At 45.0% G+C, this 17,528-nt stretch carries 14 protein-coding genes and 3 pseudogenes; 5 read left to right on the top strand and 12 right to left on the bottom strand.

Translation table 11 applies throughout. From position 1 onward, the window contains the following. Positions 1 to 9: 9 nt before the first annotated feature. From PUZ33_RS10785 to PUZ33_RS10755, 7 genes and pseudogenes are all read right to left on the bottom strand, one after another. Positions 10 to 243 (bottom strand): annotated as a pseudogene (locus PUZ33_RS10785) (integrase core domain-containing protein); the annotation flags it as partial. After that, a pseudogene (locus PUZ33_RS10780) lies at positions 213 to 556 on the bottom strand (IS1-like element transposase); the annotation flags it as partial. The pseudogenes PUZ33_RS10785 and PUZ33_RS10780, both read right to left, overlap by 31 nt. A gap of 86 nt (positions 557 to 642) precedes the next feature. Next, the gene (locus PUZ33_RS10775; protein ID WP_001721470.1) at positions 643 to 1,398 is read right to left on the bottom strand and encodes a M48 family metallopeptidase; all 756 of its coding nucleotides are present in this window, start codon (positions 1,396 to 1,398) and stop codon (positions 643 to 645) included. Further along, positions 1,395 to 4,679 (bottom strand): type I restriction endonuclease subunit R, encoded by a 3,285-nt coding sequence (locus PUZ33_RS10770; RefSeq protein WP_097415412.1) that lies wholly within the window; start codon positions 4,677 to 4,679, stop codon positions 1,395 to 1,397. Before PUZ33_RS10770 ends, PUZ33_RS10775 begins: the two co-directional genes overlap by 4 nt. A 52-nt stretch (positions 4,680 to 4,731) precedes the next feature. Then, positions 4,732 to 5,415: a YecA/YgfB family protein gene (locus tag PUZ33_RS10765; RefSeq protein ID WP_000779013.1), complete on the bottom strand. Its 684-nt coding sequence runs from the start codon at positions 5,413 to 5,415 to the stop codon at positions 4,732 to 4,734. Next, positions 5,412 to 6,647 carry a restriction endonuclease subunit S gene (locus PUZ33_RS10760; protein WP_001721473.1) on the bottom strand — a complete coding sequence of 412 codons (1,236 nt, stop codon included), beginning with the start codon at positions 6,645 to 6,647 and terminating at the stop codon, positions 5,412 to 5,414. The genes PUZ33_RS10765 and PUZ33_RS10760 overlap by 4 nt, the downstream gene beginning before the upstream one ends. Further along, a complete protein-coding gene (locus PUZ33_RS10755) occupies positions 6,637 to 8,160 on the bottom strand; it encodes a type I restriction-modification system subunit M (protein ID WP_021536933.1) in 1,524 nt (507 codons plus the stop codon). Before PUZ33_RS10755 ends, PUZ33_RS10760 begins: the two co-directional genes overlap by 11 nt. 308 nt (positions 8,161 to 8,468) lie before the next feature. On the opposite strand from PUZ33_RS10755, the gene PUZ33_RS10750 reads away from it, so the two are divergent. Continuing rightward, a complete protein-coding gene (locus PUZ33_RS10750; RefSeq protein WP_001721475.1) occupies positions 8,469 to 9,611 on the top strand; it encodes a hypothetical protein in 1,143 nt (380 codons plus the stop codon). A 148-nt stretch (positions 9,612 to 9,759) separates the two neighbouring features. Further along, a pseudogene (locus PUZ33_RS10745) lies at positions 9,760 to 10,305 on the top strand (tyrosine-type recombinase/integrase); the annotation flags it as partial. Positions 10,306 to 10,527: 222 nt separating this feature from the next. On the opposite strand, the gene PUZ33_RS10740 reads toward PUZ33_RS10745, so the two are convergent. Then, on the bottom strand, positions 10,528 to 10,854 hold the full coding sequence (locus tag PUZ33_RS10740) for a hypothetical protein (RefSeq protein WP_000280681.1): 327 nt from the start codon (positions 10,852 to 10,854) through the stop codon (positions 10,528 to 10,530). A gap of 389 nt (positions 10,855 to 11,243) precedes the next feature. Here PUZ33_RS10740 and PUZ33_RS10735 point away from each other — a divergent pair, with 389 nt between their 5' ends. Together PUZ33_RS10735 and PUZ33_RS10730 are read left to right on the top strand one after the other, a co-directional pair. Continuing rightward, positions 11,244 to 12,146 carry a helix-turn-helix transcriptional regulator gene (locus PUZ33_RS10735; RefSeq protein ID WP_001721481.1) on the top strand — a complete coding sequence of 301 codons (903 nt, stop codon included), beginning with the start codon at positions 11,244 to 11,246 and terminating at the stop codon, positions 12,144 to 12,146. Between the two features lie 62 nt (positions 12,147 to 12,208). Further along, positions 12,209 to 13,027, top strand: coding sequence for a DUF726 domain-containing protein (locus tag PUZ33_RS10730; RefSeq protein ID WP_001721482.1), 819 nt, complete (start codon positions 12,209 to 12,211; stop codon positions 13,025 to 13,027). 625 nt (positions 13,028 to 13,652) lie between these two features. On the opposite strand, the gene PUZ33_RS10725 is transcribed toward PUZ33_RS10730, so the two are convergent. The 4 genes from PUZ33_RS10725 to PUZ33_RS10710 form a co-directional block, all read right to left on the bottom strand. Further along, entirely contained in the window at positions 13,653 to 14,087 is a 435-nt protein-coding gene (locus PUZ33_RS10725; RefSeq protein ID WP_001721483.1) for a DUF2787 family protein, read from the bottom strand. 93 nt (positions 14,088 to 14,180) lie between these two features. Next, complete coding sequence (locus tag PUZ33_RS10720; protein WP_001721485.1) at positions 14,181 to 14,690, bottom strand: hypothetical protein; 510 nt, start codon at positions 14,688 to 14,690, stop codon at positions 14,181 to 14,183. 25 nt (positions 14,691 to 14,715) lie between these two features. Then, positions 14,716 to 15,087 carry a hypothetical protein gene (locus PUZ33_RS10715; RefSeq protein WP_227524228.1) on the bottom strand — a complete coding sequence of 124 codons (372 nt, stop codon included), beginning with the start codon at positions 15,085 to 15,087 and terminating at the stop codon, positions 14,716 to 14,718. A 376-nt stretch (positions 15,088 to 15,463) separates the two neighbouring features. Further along, a complete protein-coding gene (locus PUZ33_RS10710; protein WP_252107684.1) occupies positions 15,464 to 16,666 on the bottom strand; it encodes a site-specific integrase in 1,203 nt (400 codons plus the stop codon). Positions 16,667 to 16,746: 80 nt separating this feature from the next. On the opposite strand from PUZ33_RS10710, the gene PUZ33_RS10705 reads away from it, so the two are divergent. Then, entirely contained in the window at positions 16,747 to 17,487 is a 741-nt protein-coding gene (locus tag PUZ33_RS10705; RefSeq protein ID WP_001721490.1) for a hypothetical protein, read from the top strand. Positions 17,488 to 17,528: the final 41 nt, after the last annotated feature.

Below are 17,528 nucleotides of genomic sequence, written 5' to 3'. Positions count from 1 at the left end.
ATGAAGTGGTCAACAAAAACTGGCCACCGCGTTAGAGTTTTTCCAGTATCGGTTTTCTGATTCGTTTGGCGGTAACCCACCATTATATTCGTGCGGTCTTAGTGCGCTGTAATATCCAACGATATAGTCCGTTATTGCGTGAGCTGCATCGCTGAAGCTTACATAGCCCGTCGCCGGCACCCATTCGTTCTTCAGACTCCTGAAGAAGCGCTCCATTGGGCTGTTATCCCAGCAGTTTCCGCGCAGACGATGACGTCACTGCCCGGCTGTATGCGCGAGGTTACCGACTGCGGCCTGAGTTTTTTAAGTGACGTAAAATCGTGTTGAGGCCAACGCCCATAATGCGGGCTGTTGCCCGGCATCCAACGCCATTCATGGCCATATCAATGATTTTCTGGTGCGTACCGGGTTGAGAAGCGGTGTAAGTGAACTGCAGTTGCCATGTTTTACGGCAGTGAGAGCAGAGATAGCGCTGATGTCCGGCGGTGCTTTTGCCGTTACGCACCACCCCGTCAGTAGCTGAACGGGAGGGACAGCTGATAGAAACAGAAGCCACTGGAGCACCTCAAAAACACCATCATACACTAAATCAGTAAGTTGGCAGCATCACCGACAAATGAGCCCATTGGAATAAGTTAGAAACTACATATCTGCCAACAACATCCCAGCCATACCATCCAGTCGCTTCTTAACCTTTTCCCAGCCCGGCATAACCTGCCCCATCAGACGGTAAAACTCCTCGCTGTGGTTGTGCTCAGCCACATGGCATAACTCATGTAGCAAAACATAATCGATACATTCTGAAGATGCCTTAACCAGCCATGGATTCAGGGTCAGACAGCCTTTTGCTGAACAGTTGCCCCATTGCGTTTGCATCGCCCGCAGACGTATCGGAGGACGCTCACTGACCCAAAGGGTCTGCGGAATCAGTAAATCAAGCCTGCGCTGAAAAACATCTCTGGCACGTTCCCGATACCATTCAGCCAGCAAGGCTTTAATCTTTTCTGCCGATTTGTGTCTGACAGTCACTTCCAGACGCCCACGCAACATTTTCACTCGTTGCGGCACAGTAGCGTCTTCTGTCACTTTCAACTGATATTGCTTACCGAGATAATAATGGCTTTCTCCGCTGACATACTGACGCGGAACAATGTGTATCTGTTGCTCCCTGAAATCACGCAGTTTCTGGTATATCCAGCGCCCACGTTTTTTCAGCGCAGACAATACCTCGTGCTCCGGTGTTTCAGGCGGTACAGAGGCCACAACCCGGCAGTCCGGATAAACCTTAATGAGCACCCTGCCCTTTACGACCTGACGCGGAACACACTGTACGACGATGACCTCATCACCATAGACAATGCGTAACGCTTTCATTGATGGCGATTCTTTTTCACTCATGATTTCATCAAACCAACGCGCAGTATCTGGATGATGGTTTCAACAATACGGTTAACCTGATTCATTCCGGCACCAATTTCCCGGCAGGCCGTAAACAGCAGTGGTAGCAGACTTGTCTTAACGACTTTCTCAATGTCCTGGGGGTTCAGGGAGTTTTCTGCCACCGCTTTGACGATAATGTTGTCCACTTCAAAAGCCAGCTTCGTCCACTTATCCTGCACCTGAACGTCGTTTACCGCAAAAACCTCAGGTAGCTCTTTTTTAAATACACCGTAATACGCCTGAGCATGCTTGTTTACCGCCAGTGCATCCGGGATATCGCTGAGCTTACGGGCTTCAACCTGTTCTTCAAATTCACGGAACAAAAGGTACTGTTTCAGCGGATGGTCAAACAGTTTTTCAGCCTCTTCGATAGCCATACGCAGGAGTTTTGAAAATGCCTCCTGAGCATACGGGTCATCACGCAATTCCTGCTCAATCATCTTTGTCACACGGGTTTTAATGATGTCGGTTTCATTGCGGGTTTTATTGTTGTCCCACTCTTCGGGCTTTTCGCTGTTGCCCATTTTACCGACTTCATACACGCCATCCGGTTCACGAACTTCAACGCCGGTGACATGCTTATCCAGCAGTTTTTTCACCTGCTCAGCGTAGTCGTCATAATTGACCTGCTCTCCACTGACCTGCATCGCCCACTGGCGCAGGCTGGACATCTGTTTTACGGTTTCTTTATAGAGATTTCGGTCTTGTTCCGTAAAGCTCTTGTCGGTGAAGAAGGTAGCGGACTGCAGTGCCACTTTCAGGCATCCGGCAAAGGCCGTTAACGCCTCGAAGAAATCATCACGGGTTTTCTGATGGATATCGACCATCTCTCCGTCACGTTCTTCCATTTTAGGCACCAGTACCGCACGTAACTGCTCAGTATCATTTTTGTTTTTAACACCGGCAAATATGGCCCACAGCTGGTTATACAGATGCGGCAGGCGCTTGTATTCAGAGCTCATGGCGCTGTACAGCCCGTCAATATCTTTGATATCGTATCCGCCCTGAGTTCGGGAGGCGAGGTCCTGATATTTGCCGATAGTCGTGTCCAGCTCAGCCAGAATACCGCGATAATCAATCAGCAGACCGAACTTTTTTAGTGGATGCAGTCGGTTCACCCGCGCAATCGCCTGGATAAGGTTGTGGGACTTAAGCGGCTTGTCGATATACAGCACGGTATTCTTCGGCTCATCAAACCCGGTGAGCAGTTTATCAACGACTATCAGCAATTTGAGCTTCTCATCGGTATCGAAACGACTGATGACATTACGGGTATACACAGACTCATCCTGCGTGCCGACATTATCCTTCCACCATTTCGTCACTTCCGGCAGTTTGCTTTCATCCACTTCGGTATTCCCTTCCCGGGTATCCGGCGGGCTGATAACTACAGCTGACTCAAACAACCCGGCTTCATCAAGATACTTTTTATATTTGATGGCGGAAATCTTGCTGTCGCAGGCAAGCTGGCCTTTCAGTCCCTCATCAATATTCTTCGAGAAGTGCGTGGCGATATCGAGTGCGATCAGACGGATGCGATCATCTGCACTATAAACCTCACCTTTACGGGCATATTTACGCTTCAGGTCGGCTTTTTGCGCTTCGCTTAACCCATCGGTAATACGATCAAACCAGGCATCTATTGCCCGATCGTTAACCTCAAGGTCGGGAATACGTTCTTCATACAGCAAAGGTGTAACGGCTTTATCTTCTACCGCTCGCTGCATGGTATAAGCGTGGACAATCGGTCCGAATTTATTGGTGGTCTTATCTTCTTTTAGCAATGGCGTACCAGTAAATGCTACAAAGGCGGCGTTCGGCAGTGCCAGTTTCATTCGCACATGGTTCTCACCACCCTGGCTACGGTGTCCTTCATCAATCAGAACGATGATATCGGGGCTGGTATTGACGCATTCAGGAAGTTTTGTCGCTGAATTAAATTTCTGGATTAGGGTGAAAATGATGCGTTCTTTACCGGAGCCAATCTGTTTCGCCAGCATCTGCCCGGATGTCGCCATTGCATTGGCTTTGTCTTTTTTCCCGGCCAACTCGCCGCCGGATGCAAAGGTATTGCTGAGCTGTTCTTCAAGATCGATACGGTCCGTCACCACCACGATACGACACCGCTTCAGGCTGTCATGAAGAATCAGCGCCTTGCTGAGGAACACCATGGTGTAAGATTTACCTGACCCCGTGGTATGCCAGATCACCCCACCTTCCCTGCCCCCGTCTGGTCTGCGGGTACTGATGCGTTCCAGCAGTCTTTTTATCCCGAACACCTGCTGATAGCGGGCAACAATTTTTCCGGTTTTTTTATCAAACAGGGTGAAGAAGCGGGTCATCTCCAGCAGACGTTCCGGTGAAAGCAGACTGATGAGCAGCTTATCCTGCCCGCTGACTGCCAGTTCCCCCCCATCGATTAACTGTTGATACCATTTGAGATCGACTGAAGGACGATGATCAAACAACGCATGAATTTGTTCAGTCGATAACTTATGGTTGCGCAGCGCATACATCTGCGCGTAAGTAATATCTTCTTCGCGCCATGCCGCCCAGAATTTCATTGGTGTATGACAGGTACCGTAGCGCCCGTCATGCCCGTTAATCGACAGTAATATCTGGCTGTAAGCAAACAGCTGCGGGATTTCGTCGTTGAGCTGATTGCGGATACTCTGGGATATCCCTTCGTCAATGGTTGGCCCTTTCTTGCCGTGACCCGCCGGGCTTTTCGCTTCAATGACGGCCAGCGGGATACCATTCACAAAACACACAATATCCGGCCTGCGGGTTTCGACACCGCCTGACCGCAATACCGTAAATTCTTCGGTAAAATGGAACTGGTTATTTTCCGGATGTTCCCAGTCGATCAGCGCAATGGTGGGGTTGACCTTCTTGCCATCGACAAACTCCGTGACGGTGATACCGTAGAGCAGATGGTTATACATCCGTTCATTGGCTTTGAGCAGCCCTTCATTCAGCGCCGGAGAACAGACCTGTGATATCAGGTTATCCAGTGCTTTTTCCGATAACTGGCAGGTTTTGCCACCCGCCATAAAGGAACGCTTCGACAGCTCTTCACGCAGAACCGGACGCAGCACCACCTCATCCTGTTTATAGCCCCGGTAATCCATAATCTGTTTCGGAGATAAAAACGTCCAGCCGAGGCTGGTCAGTAACGTCAGTGCCGGAATTTTGGCGCTGTATTCTTCCTGGAATTTTGGCGTGTACGTCTGGTTCATCATTAATCCTTTTCTTTCTGGCGCTACTCGCCACTGGTCACATGAAGATTCATCAATGCAGACAGCACTTCTTAAATTTTTTACCGCTGCCACACGGACACGGGTCATTTCGCCCGGGCATGTTTTCTGCCCCCTTCACTGGAACAGGCCGGGATGATGCCTCTGACATTCTCACTGACAACCAGTACTGATAAAGTGCCAGTGCAGCAGGCTGAATAAGGGAAATACTTTTCTCAAACTGCTCTCCGGTCATTTTCTCAAGTACAGGAAAATTCTTCTCCACGCCATGAAGAGCGATCACTTCCAGAGAAGGCCGTAACTCACCGGGAAGACCAGACCAGTCATCCAGTGACTTTCCTTTCATATAACCAAAACACCACTCTTCCACAATGGTATATTTTTCCCCCTTTACCTCACGCTCATTGAAAATCGGCTCAAACAGTTCAGGGGCGTCATAAAGGCAACCAGCGATATCGTTCATATGCTGAAAACACAGACTGACAAAACGCTCCATCTCTCTCTCAGATGACCATTTCGGATGATAATCGCCTCCTCCCCAAATAGCACTCAGCCAGATATTGGGTGAAACCATATTTGGACCTGATAAAATCGCCGTCAGCAATCCATCCAGCTCAGAGAAACAGAGTACAGAATCATCCATTCCATACTTCATTAATATTTCTTCCAGCCAGTCGATTTCCCGGTCAGTCAGTGGACCGCTTTTCGTCAGTTTCATACGGCAACCGCCTCATCGACCTTAACACGACGTTTGCCAGTCAGTAGCTGTTGCATCAAGGCTTTCTTCTCGTCTTTCAGGCAGGCGAGTTTTTTCTCCAGTGTGGAGATTTCGGTGTCGGCAGAGGACAGAACTGATGCGATTTTTTGTTGCTCTTCAAAGCCAGGAACCGCAACTTTTAATGAAAAGAAGTCCGAAGGTTTTACATTTAGCAAGCCATGAGCCCGTCCACCTTCATGAGCAATTTGAGACAAACTGTTATTCAAAAGCCCTGACTCAAAATAATGCTCCCAATAGTCACCACATGATTTTTTGGGTGTAGTAAGTTCAAAACATATATACAGAGTTGTTACTACTCCCTCTGGATATCGATTTAATCTTTTTATTGCACCCATCGGATAACCATTAGAGTAACTTTTATTGTAAGCAAACTGCCCTTTTTTTAATAAGAAATAACCATCAAGGGTATCTGATGCGACTGTTTTCTTGAAAAAGTCTTCCTGTTTAATCAAACCATGTTGTCCAGAAATGGTTACAACATTGTTGCTTTTTCCATTGTTTTTAGTCGTAACTCTCTGAAATAATTCCGATAAGGCATATAATTTCCAAGTTTCAGAAAACCTTGTCCCATTCTCATCCAGCAAGCGTTTCTTCCCAGTAAGCAATTGCTGCATCAGGGCTTTTTTCTGCTGCTGACTGTTGGTGAGAAGCTTTTCCGTCACCGAAATCGCGTTATCCCAGGTTAACAGGATTTGGGCGATTTTCTTTTGTTCGGGAAGAGGAGGTGTGAGGATCTCTGTAGATTTGATAGACTTGATGGACAAGTTACGAATTGTGGTCCCTGTTAGCTCCGACTCATAAAATGCTTGGGTTTTGGAGCTTGATAGTACGTAGTAAATAAAGTCTAAATTAACACTATCCTTTATGTTGATATAAGACGCACTTTTTCCTAAAACAACATTTTCTCCTCGATAGTACGCCAGATTTCCGATCGTTCCATTTATAGACATTAAAAGTGTACGAACACCCAAATCTTTTCGATGATTGATCGCATCGTTTTCATCAACGCACTTTGTTGAATCTTGAATAACGATTGAGCCGCTTTTAAGATTATTACCATTGATGAAATAAATTTCAGAGGTATCGGCATACAGTGGTGTTTTGTGAATTCCATCGCTGATCTTACTAGCCAGCTCCGATAAATGCTTTATCTCCCACCCCTTAGGCACCATAACCCAACTCCTTCAGATAACCCGCCATCTCAACTTCCAGCTTCGCCAGTTCCACCTTCAGTTGCTCACGCTCTGCTCGCACCGCCACCAGGTCAATCTCATCCTCTTCTTCAAAGGTATCGACATAGCGCGGAATATTGAGGTTGTAATCGTTGTCCTGAATTTCCTTCAGGCTGGCGAGATAGGCGTATTTCTCGACGTTATCGCCATCACGGTAGGTCTTGACGATTTTCTTAATGTTTTCTTCGCTAAGCTGGTTCTGGTTTTTACCTGCCTTGAATTCACGGCTGGCATCGATAAACAGCACCTTGTCATCAACTTTCTGCTTTTTGAAAATCAGAATCGCAGCCGGAATCCCCGTACCGTAGAACAGTTTTTCCGGCAGACCAATTACCGCATCCAGCAAATTTTCGTCGATCAGTTTCTGGCGAATTTTACCTTCGCTGGAGCCACGGAAAAGCACACCGTGTGGCACCACCACGCCCATACGACCCGTCCCCGGTTTCAGGGTTTCGATCATATGAGAGATAAAGGCGTAATCACCCTTAGTCTTCGGCGGTACACCGCGCCGAAAACGGCCAAACTTATCGTTCTCGGCCTCGTCATGGCCCCACTTATCCAGGCTGAAAGGTGGGTTAGCGGTCACGATATCAAACAGCATCAGGTCGCCATTCTTATCGAGCAGCTTCGGGTTACGAATGGTATCGCCCCACTCGATTTTGTGGTTGTCTTCACCATGCAGGAACATGTTCATTTTCGCCAGCGACCACGTGGAGCCAATCGCTTCCTGACCGAACAAAGCATAGTTCCGGCTGTCATGCCCGGAGACAATTTTACGCCCGCACTTCATCAATAACGAACCGGAACCACAGGCCGGGTCGCAGATCGTATCACCTGGTTGTGGATCAAGTAGTTCAGCAATCAAGTCCGAGACTTCCGGCGGGGTATAGAATTCCCCGGCTTTTTGCCCACCGCTGGCGGCAAAGTTTTTAATCAGATATTCGTAGGCATTACCGATAACGTCCAGCGTACCTACACGGCTTGGCTTCAGGTTAAGATCTTCACCGGCAAAGTCTTCCAGCAGCTGACGCAGGATGGTGTTCTTCTGTTTTTCTTCACCCAGGCGGTCAGTGTTAAACGAAATATCCTGGAAGACACTTTTCCCGGCGTCTTTCAGTTTGGTGCCATTGGCTTCTTCAATCGCATGCAATGCCTGATCGATACGTTCACCGTTGCCTGGCTCATGACGGCGCTCATACAGCGCATAAAAGCTGGCGCTTTTCGGCAACACGAAACGTTCATTCGCCATCATCGCTTCAATCAGTTCCGGCGCATCACCATATTGCTCTTTATATTCGTCATAGTGATCCTGCCAGACATCTGAAATGTACTTGAGGAACAGCATTGTAAGGATAAAGTCTTTGTAGGTATCAGCACTGATGGTGCCACGGAACGTATCACACGCGGCCCACAGGGCTTTGTTGATCGTATCCTGACTGATTTTGTCGTTCATGAATCATCCTGGTCTGAAGAAAAAGCTAGCGATGCAGGGCTTTGCATCGTAAAAAATTGCGGTAAATGATACCGTAAGATGCCTCTCCTGACACGCCAATATCGCAGCATTCCGGTTGGCATCGTCCCCATCATATCGATATGCCATAAACTGACACAACCTGTCTCGCCACTCGCAAAAAACCAATTATCTTAGTAAGATAACATCCATATTAGCTATGGTGTAAAACTGCCGTTGGGGTAATGATATATCCCGCTATCACTACATAAAGCCTCTCATGTGGCTTTAAATGTTAAAAGGGCATGACTATGTTTGAAGCTTACCTTGGCAATCCGAAGCGAAACATTAAAAACGCTCATATCCTCGAAAAATATCAAGCAGACATTGACGCGTTATCCACAATGTTTTCTGAGGATGATTTGCTTAGTCTGATGACTCAGGCTGGCCCTGGAAATGTAGTGTTTATGAAATCCGCGCGTGAGGTACTTTATGTTCTTCCCTCAAGTGGTGTTAATTCTAATCAAATCAATTTCTTCCAGGACACTTCGTATTGGTATAAATGGCGGGAATTGCAGCAGCAGGAGTTCCACAGGGCTGCAGTACTTATTTATAAGAATTCATCCCGAAAAAACAAAATACCTCAAGCTATAATTGAACAACTTGATGAATTTATTCTACAAGAAATTGGTAACGCCGGACGCTGTAAGAAAGGCATTCTATCTCTTTTTCTACACTCTTTTTTAGATAATATGTATCACTCTGAAAAATTCATGAACCCGGTTGAAAACTATCAAAATGGGGTAGCAACTTTCAGACACTTCCAACGAACGCTAACGCGTTGCAATACGTATGTAACTAATCATCTCCAATCGACTGAGTGGTTGAAAAGAGTGCCTAAAGTAGGTCATCTGGAACAGGACGATGTTTCAACTTTAGTATTCACATATTTTTGCTCAAAATATTTTTTCAATTACATCTTCAATGTTATTTCTTTCATGAAAACAACACAAATAATTACGAATGGTTATCTCCACCACCCTAAAATGGTTCCGATAATTACACTTTCAATGTTGCCCTATGATGTACTGAGTGAGATATACAAAAAAAATGGCTATAATATTGAACTCACATCCCCAGATGAATTTATTGTAAAGAACACTTTTCAGACAGGAAAGGCGAATCTGACAGGTTACAAAAAAACAACCGAGCAGTTGATACGAAAAACATACATTTATATAGCACTATTACTTCACCCGGAATGGTCCCCTTCTGCGAAAGAAGTACGCACCTTCCTTGAAGGAAAGAACCAAACTATAAAAGGATTAATGGACTTCAAATCCACATCACTTGGTCTTAATTCTCAAATCAATAATGTTACACTCCTCAGTAAAGAAATATACTTTGATAAATTTATGGAGTTAGCCAGAAGGAATAACCCATTAAAAATGTAACGCATGCTTTTGAAAATATTTCCAGTAATTGTACGCATAACTTTTCATTGCATTCATTATTTTTCACCTGATGAACTGTGAAAACTGAGACTGGCATACAGTAATCTCGCACTGTATTTTTTCCGTGTTATTTTACAGGAGAAATACGATGCCTATTCTGGATCTGCGTTTCAGCAACAAATCAATTCACCAACTTCCACATCCCCTCACGGGTTGTCAGGAATACCGTGATATTCAGTGCCAAAACCTGCGTGCACTGGTATATCCAAAACGGATCACGCTGGCCTTTCGCGCCACCATCAAAAATCAACGTATATATGAAACACTGGGTGAATTCCCTCATCTCTGCATTGAGGATGCCCGTCAGCATGTGATGAACCTGCTTGCCGATAAAAATCGCCTTGCTGTTCAGTCCCGTCGATTCACTGTGGAACAGGCCATCAATGACCTGTGGCTACCGGATTTGCAGTTGTATAAAAAGAGTCCTCAGTCAGAGTTGTCAAAACTCAACCTCTACGTTCGCCCGTTCTGGGGCAAGCGGCAACTTCGCGACATCACGGCAGGAGAACTAGAACAATATGCTGCTGGCTTACGGGAAAAATTACGTCCGTCAACAGTAAACCGTATCCTCGCAATATTGTCCAAAATATGCTCTCTGGCAGTACGTGCTGGATGGATCACACATTCCCCGATGTCACATGTCCGCTATCTGAAAGAAACAGAAGGCTATTCAGTAACAGTGACTGATGTAAAAAATGCGGTAAGAGCAAAGATACCCCAAATGAAATTTGGCTCTGTAACACTGCGAATGAAGCGACTGATGGATATCATCGCCCGTAAATATCCGACATTCGGTCTTCCCGTGTGATAAAAGATAAATCGCCCCCAACTCCTTTAACAGAAGTTGGGGGCTTAATCACAGACAATCGGCATCAAAACAGTGAAATAACTGCCGTGCATCAGGATGACCATTTACATGATAGATCCTCATGGCATGACAGGTGATACTCTCGAGATTAGCCGCCAGCCTTTTCCCCATATTCACCAGTATACCATTTGGTATTTTACTGCTTGTGCTGTTTACCGTCAGAATAAAACAACGCGTTTCAACTCTGACCTCAATAAAATCATTTCCAAATAATGTACTCACAACCTGCTTGATTGTTTCTTCATAATCCGTCAAATCAATGATATCACGCCATCTCGCATTTACGAGTTGATACTTTCTGATATGTAAATACATAGAACCGCCTTTATGTTATTTCAACTAAAATGATGTTCTCCGACATTATGTAAATATTAGTGACCATTGTAATTGCTGATAACCTCTCATCACAGGCAGCAACCTTCGTCTCTTACGGTGCCCCTGTCTCTCTGACTTGATGGCAAAAGTGCATGGCCAAATATGCAGCAAAAACAGGTCATGCACAGGTCAGGATAATAATCATCACCCTGAACGTAAAAATACACATGAACAGGATAAGTCCACATGTTATTCGATCAGTCTACGTATGTTTTAGTATATTGATAATTAAAGATTTAATTTTTTTCTCCACCACGGTAAAAGTGGACTCATCTTGTCCGTTGCTTTGCTGAAAATATCCTTTTCGCTGGCGTTAACCGGTTAAACGAATGGGTAAGCACGATAAACTTGGATATCGACTCGGATTGATTTTAACTCGCCTGAACAATGGTGAATCACTAGCCGTCCGGGAGCTATCTGAGGAATTTAACGTTTGCGAAAAAACTATTCGTCGTGATCTTACTCAGCGCCTGTGCTATCTTAGTCTGATTCGACAAAATGGTCGCTATCGCCTGTCTAACGGTGTTCTCGGTCAACGCAGCAATGCTGATTTACGTCATTTCACGCGCATCCTGGGCATTGAAGGGCTGTTCCCTCGCTGGGATGACAGGCTACTGGGTATTTTATTGGGTAACACGAAAAACAACCAGTTTCTGATAAAACAACGCCCATACGAAAACTGCGGATCATTCATGTCAATACTGAATGTATTATCCGATGCCATCCTGTCACAGAAGAAAGTAAATTTTAATTACAAAGATAAAGAGTTTCGGGCTGTTGAGGCATACAGGCTGGTTAATGACAAAGGGTTGTGGTACCTAGCAGCCTCCCATAACAGCACATTAAAAAGCTTTGTTATCTCATCTATCAAAGATGTTTGCGTGAGTAATATCGCTTTCAGTATACCCCCCGAAATTAATGAAGAAATAGAAAAAACAGATGGTATCTGGTATGGCGAAGATCTTATCGAAGTTCTCATTTCAGTTTCCGCACATGTTGCTCCGTGGTTTACCCGCCGTCATCTATTACCGAGGCAGGAAATAATTCATACTTCCCGGAATGGCGATTTACTGATAATATCACGTGTAGCACACACAAATCAGATAATACCTTTAATGAAATACTGGATGCCGGATATCGAAGTAATACGACCCCTCTCAGTCCGTCAACAACTTACTGAAGATATACAATCCGCACTGAAACGTTACACCCAGCCAAGTAACGCCCCGTAGAGACTCGGGTAATATCATTATCACTGAATGCTATTTCTGTAAGCTAAATAAATGGAGTTACCATGAATAAATACCCAGTTCTTATTATTGTATCAGGATTTCTGACCGAAAATGACATTTCATGGTTAAACCGAATTGAAGCAGGGTGTGACCTTGATGTCAGGTACTTTCAATGGGAATCAGCAAATCTACTATCCATATTAAGTTCTAACATAGCGAATAAATGGGGATTATATACTCTCCTCCCCCTGAGAACGCCCCCTTTATTGTCATCAATCTCCATCCCATTTAAAGCGCGTCAGGCCTGGTATAATGCAACTAAAGCATCGGTTAATAACAGAGATAAATTAGCGCGAATCATAAATGAGATATATGATAAAGAAAAGCGTAATGTGATCATCATGGGACATTCTTTAGGAACTCGATTAATAAATAATACATTACCCTACATTAAGAATGACAATACCCTTTTAACAATATCTATGGCTGGAGCCACCCCAATAACAAGTTATACTGAGAATATAATGAAAATGACTTACGGTTCAAAGATGGGGCATTTAAATATCTACAGTGAACATGATAAAGTGCTTAACACGATATACCCTCTCGTAGAGTCAGTAACGCCAATTGGGGTTCGGGAGGTGAGATTCGGACCTGCTCGGGTGATCAACTGGAAGTGGGATATTGGTCACACTGAATATATTACTTCAAAAAGGATTGATTCATTAATACACTGGTTAAATGTTACCTGTGCCGATTTAGCTGATCCAGACGTAGAACTCACTGACGACGATATAAAATTATTTAATGATATTATTGACCTTGCAAATTTAACACACCACGAAGACATCACCGTGCCTGAATTAACGTCACTCAAGTAGTAAAACAACTTAGAGTAAAAAAAAATCTTATATTATAACGGGAGCGCACATCAACTCCCGTTACGTTTTCATATTTAAGTATTTATATGGATTCGATTAGAAATTTCGTCTGACCCGTTCCCTTATCAAACTTGCCAGCCTTACCCTTCCAGGTGAAATAGTTTCCGTTACAGTTTCAACTCTCAACAAATCACGCTGTCCGGTTCGGCGACTGACCGCGAAACGCTGACATATATCATTAACCGATACCGTATTACCGGTATACAGTTGAAGTAATATCCAGCACAGCCTTTCTGCGATCCTTTCACCGCGAGTTTTATACATCTGTAAAACCTTCAGTTATCGTCAACGATGACATAGTCCACCTCAAAACCCACATAACTGACTGTATTCATGAATATTTATTACCGGTGTAATACTGTCGTTGGGGTAATGAATTAACCGTTATCACCCTGCTACTGGAGAATGCACCATAGGGGGCAAAAATCACGAGGGATCTGAGATCCCCCGTGTCTGCACATGTTTATGCGAACGGTCCGGTACAACCAGTATCATCATCATGCTGCGATGTACTGCGCATGAAGAGGATTACAAAGATGCCCGTTTTCTTCCTGTTCATAACAGGTCAACAACTTTCCACATTTACCGTTACCCGGTAAATCCCCATAGACAGGTAATCCATAAAATTACCCTCCCATAAGGACCAGAGTTCATTCCTCTCTGCCGCCAGTGAAATATCCCCAGCCAGATAATGGAAGACGTATTGACCTGACCAACAAAAGTCCATTTCCTTTTCCAGCTCCGGATAGACTCGTCCCATGTAACTAAAGTCTGTGACATAGTCGAAATACCATTCGTTATCCTGGCGGATGAACCGCATTTCAACCGGATGAAATCCGCCGGATTCTGCACTGTAGTCCGGGTCACGAAAATTAATGACTACTGCCCTGACCGATGTTTGCTGAGATTGTTCTGCCAGAAGCGTAACGATGTGCTGCTGAAATAATTTAGTGACAGGCAGCGTTAATCCTGCCTGTTTTAAGACATACTGGGTTTGCATAATAGATTTTCCTGTAAAAGGTGAGTAGAGGTGTGTAGTAGTTTCTGGTTGTATAACAGTTCTGGTAAAGAATTAATTCTTCGCAATCCTTTCTCAATCGCCAACCTTACCGAGTGTTTTAAGACGCGCCCGCCAGTCAGCATATAAAACATGCGTAAACAACTTCTCAGGGTGCGCCTCAAGCAGACATATATCCGGTGAGCGTAAAACAGCAGCCAGAAAACCGGCATTATTGGCACTTGCTCCTTTAAATAATGATCTGAATACGCCTGATGTGAAGCCCGTTGTCGGTTGAACTTCGAGTACACTTTCAATCTTAGAAAGTGGGACCCAGTCTTTAGAGAACAATCCACCGCTGCCATTTGCCATGAGACGCAGGTAAAGTTCATTATCCGTTTCAGACATAGCCAGTTGCCATGTCAGAATACCGCTGGCTTTAGGGCTGATTTTTTCCGCCTGTCCTGATTCAATGAGCAGCTTATAACTCTCTTCAGGTAATATTTGGCCATCTTCAGTGATACCTTTTTCAATATCACTTAAATCATTATTTAACTCCAGCTTCTCGTGTTCATTATTATTTTTCTCTAACTTTGATTTTCTCATTTTCATCTCCTGATTTTAATCTGATTTACAGACGGGATTCCGCCATAGACATTAATGTGTCAATCCCCTTCAAAGGGCATTCCGGATGAAATAGCAGATAAATACCATTTCCATTATCTTCTGTAATTGATAGCATCAAGTAATATTCATCTGTCAGATGGACCACGAACTCAGGGTTTGCAATTAAATGATGAATTACATCCAGTACGTGTCGTTTAATATCTTCGGGAACATCACCGGGTTCAATGTACATTAATGTTACACCCACCTCGCCCCAAAAATTCATTGCGGAAAGTTCATCATCAAATGGAAGTATCAGTTCTTTTCTCAGGACAGTCATAACTGAATCGGGAAGAAGGAGCGACGGCAGGTCTTGCCAGTTCGAGATAAATTTCATTGAATAATCCTCATAAACAAAAAACCCGATACGTTTTAAGTATCGGGGTTACATAGACAGGGTAAAGAATCTGGAATTGCCTTCAGTGGTCATCTATATTCTTTCATAATATCCACAATCCTTGCAGATAAGCACTGGCGCATTATTTCTTTCACGCTGTTTAAGGAATCCAAATAGACGCTGTATCGCCCTGATGATTTCTTTAAGCAATTCTGGTAATTGCTCCGGGCTAATATAACCGGATGTCGATGTCAGAAACCGGTCATCGCGAGTCACCTTTGCTATATTTCCGGCAGTTTCTGTGACTGTATTCCGACTACCGCACTTAGGGCACTTTAACGGCATAATCATTCTCCACGTTTAAGAGACGCAAAAATCACTGTTCTACACTGGTAGCTACGGGGGGTAAAAGAAGGTCGGTAACACCCTGCCCGGTCTGACGCATTCGCTCTGGTGTCAGTTTTGCGTAGCGCTCCGTACTCTGAATACTGGCATGCGCCAGCTGGGCTTTAACGTCATACAGACTGTACTGTCCGCTGGAGACAAGTAATGATGCGACGGAATGGCGCGTAGTGTGGAAACAGACTTCACTTTTATCTATCCCGCACTCTGCCAGTATTTTTTCATAGGCCCACCGGGGTTCTGATATTGGTTTTCCATTATCTTTTACGGCAAACAGATAGGGGTTGCTGCCAGCCCGTGGGATCGAATCAATAATAGATAATGCAACATCACTGAGATACACAGTTCTGCTGCGACCATTCTTAGTATAAGGAATGAATAACGACCTGTTATCCCGATCAATATGTTTGTGCATGACGTTAAGCATTTCTGATTTGCGGGTACCGGTTAACAACAGCATGGCTATTAGTCCCCCGGCAGCCTTATTGGGATATCGTGCCGCAGCGTCGAGGATCCTTCTGATCTCATCGGCGTCAAAAAAGCGCGTCCGCTGATTATTCTCCTTCAGCAAAGGGATCTTATCGGCTTCATTCTTCTCCAGGACATCCTGTCGTAGCGCATAACGCCCCATAGTTTTCAGAATAGCCAGTGCCCTGTTACAGGTTGACGGTGCATACTGCTGGCCGTGAATACGACCCTCAAGCATGTCGAAAAGCACCTGCTGGATTTCCCGGGCCCGAAGGTCGCAGTAACGTATCTTCCCCAGACGAGGTTCAATGTATTGCGTGAAACGCTGAACATCCTTATCCCAGGACTTTTTATGGCGCTTGATGAACGGAACATAGGTCTGGTGAAAAAACTCACTAAGCGTTGGCATAGCACGATAATTATCGCGTTCTGCCTTAGGGTCATTTCCCAGTGCAATCGCCTCCTTGTGACGACGAGCTATCTGACGGGCTGTCCCCACATCAATTTCAGGGAATCTGCCAATACTGATACTTTTTTTGGTACCGTGGAATGTGTAGCGCAGGAGGAAACGTTTGTTACCCGTTCGACCTGAGAGGCATTTGAGGCCAATGACCTCGGTATCAGATACCTCAAGCTCTGTAGATCGGGTATCTGTGTTTGCCGGAAGGGCTTTGATGGATGAATTGGTGAATCGGAAGGATTTTTGCATATTTATCCTCATATATCTGATTGATATCATGAAAATAATATATATCTGAAGGTGTTTTTATTACGGGGCAGGATTGAAGAATGGAAAGGCTATTAGACGCGTACAAACGGATATTACAGGAAGTTGACGCCCAGTCATTTAACCTGAATGAAGATAAATACTCAGGCGTCTTTTTACCCGTGCCGTTTGAAGAATACTGGCATTCACCGGTAAAAATCATGCTGGTTGGACGTGAAACCGCTGGCTGGAATACGCTGAATGGTAAGAATACGATATCACGGGTGTTGGGACTTATGCCTGACGTCACCATCGGGCAGGTGGTTGAAGAGGCTGTAGATCGTTACAGGAAACATCTTCCGGTACAAAATGATGGCACCACCAACCTCAAATCACGTAGCCGCTTCACGCAATATCATTTCAGGCTGGCCCGGGAGCTTAATATTCCTCCTCAGGCTATCGTGTATGCCAATCTACTGGCGTGGGATTACGACGGACTGACCCCTCTCAATCGCCCTCAAAATGAATTGCAGGAAGTCATATTAGCCTCGCTGAAGCTACTGGCGGTACAAATTAAACACCTTGAGCCTGATTTCATCATCTTTGCATCTGGAGCCCGGAGAACAGACTACATCATAAAACAGGTGCTTACTGAGCTGGGCGGCTATGAGACTTCTTCAGTCATTCCGGGGAAGCTATGGGAGTTCAAAACAGGTAATGCAATCTGTTTCAGAATTGCCCATCCACGGGCTATGCGCGGACACCAGAAGTACAGAGATGAGGTGATTGCACGAATTAAGCAACTTTGTACTCAGGGTGGCTAGAGCATTACAGCTTGCTCAGCGGGCCCCCTTCCCGGAAGCGT

Source organism: Enterobacter cloacae complex sp. 2022EL-00981 (assembly GCF_028737495.1).
Classification (GTDB): Bacteria; Pseudomonadota; Gammaproteobacteria; order Enterobacterales; family Enterobacteriaceae; genus Enterobacter; species Enterobacter cloacae.
The sequence above is the reverse complement of the archived record's forward strand: the minus strand, read 5'-3'. Positions and strand labels throughout refer to the sequence as shown.

Bases quoted from the DNA above. Each gene is read 5' to 3' on its own strand.
- PUZ33_RS10775 (WP_001721470.1), bottom strand. From the start codon at position 1,398: ATGAGTGAAAAAGAATCGCCATCAATGAAAGCGTTACGCATTGTCTAT.
- PUZ33_RS10770 (WP_097415412.1), bottom strand. From the start codon at position 4,679: ATGAACCAGACGTACACGCCAAAATTCCAGGAAGAATACAGCGCCAAA.
- PUZ33_RS10765 (WP_000779013.1), bottom strand. From the start codon at position 5,415: ATGAAACTGACGAAAAGCGGTCCACTGACTGACCGGGAAATCGACTGG.
- PUZ33_RS10760 (WP_001721473.1), bottom strand. From the start codon at position 6,647: ATGGTGCCTAAGGGGTGGGAGATAAAGCATTTATCGGAGCTGGCTAGT.
- PUZ33_RS10755 (WP_021536933.1), bottom strand. From the start codon at position 8,160: ATGAACGACAAAATCAGTCAGGATACGATCAACAAAGCCCTGTGGGCC.
- PUZ33_RS10750 (WP_001721475.1), top strand. From the start codon at position 8,469: ATGTTTGAAGCTTACCTTGGCAATCCGAAGCGAAACATTAAAAACGCT.
- PUZ33_RS10740 (WP_000280681.1), bottom strand. From the start codon at position 10,854: ATGTATTTACATATCAGAAAGTATCAACTCGTAAATGCGAGATGGCGT.
- PUZ33_RS10735 (WP_001721481.1), top strand. From the start codon at position 11,244: ATGGGTAAGCACGATAAACTTGGATATCGACTCGGATTGATTTTAACT.
- PUZ33_RS10730 (WP_001721482.1), top strand. From the start codon at position 12,209: ATGAATAAATACCCAGTTCTTATTATTGTATCAGGATTTCTGACCGAA.
- PUZ33_RS10725 (WP_001721483.1), bottom strand. From the start codon at position 14,087: ATGCAAACCCAGTATGTCTTAAAACAGGCAGGATTAACGCTGCCTGTC.
- PUZ33_RS10720 (WP_001721485.1), bottom strand. From the start codon at position 14,690: ATGAGAAAATCAAAGTTAGAGAAAAATAATAATGAACACGAGAAGCTG.
- PUZ33_RS10715 (WP_227524228.1), bottom strand. From the start codon at position 15,087: ATGAAATTTATCTCGAACTGGCAAGACCTGCCGTCGCTCCTTCTTCCC.
- PUZ33_RS10710 (WP_252107684.1), bottom strand. From the start codon at position 16,666: ATGCAAAAATCCTTCCGATTCACCAATTCATCCATCAAAGCCCTTCCG.
- PUZ33_RS10705 (WP_001721490.1), top strand. From the start codon at position 16,747: ATGGAAAGGCTATTAGACGCGTACAAACGGATATTACAGGAAGTTGAC.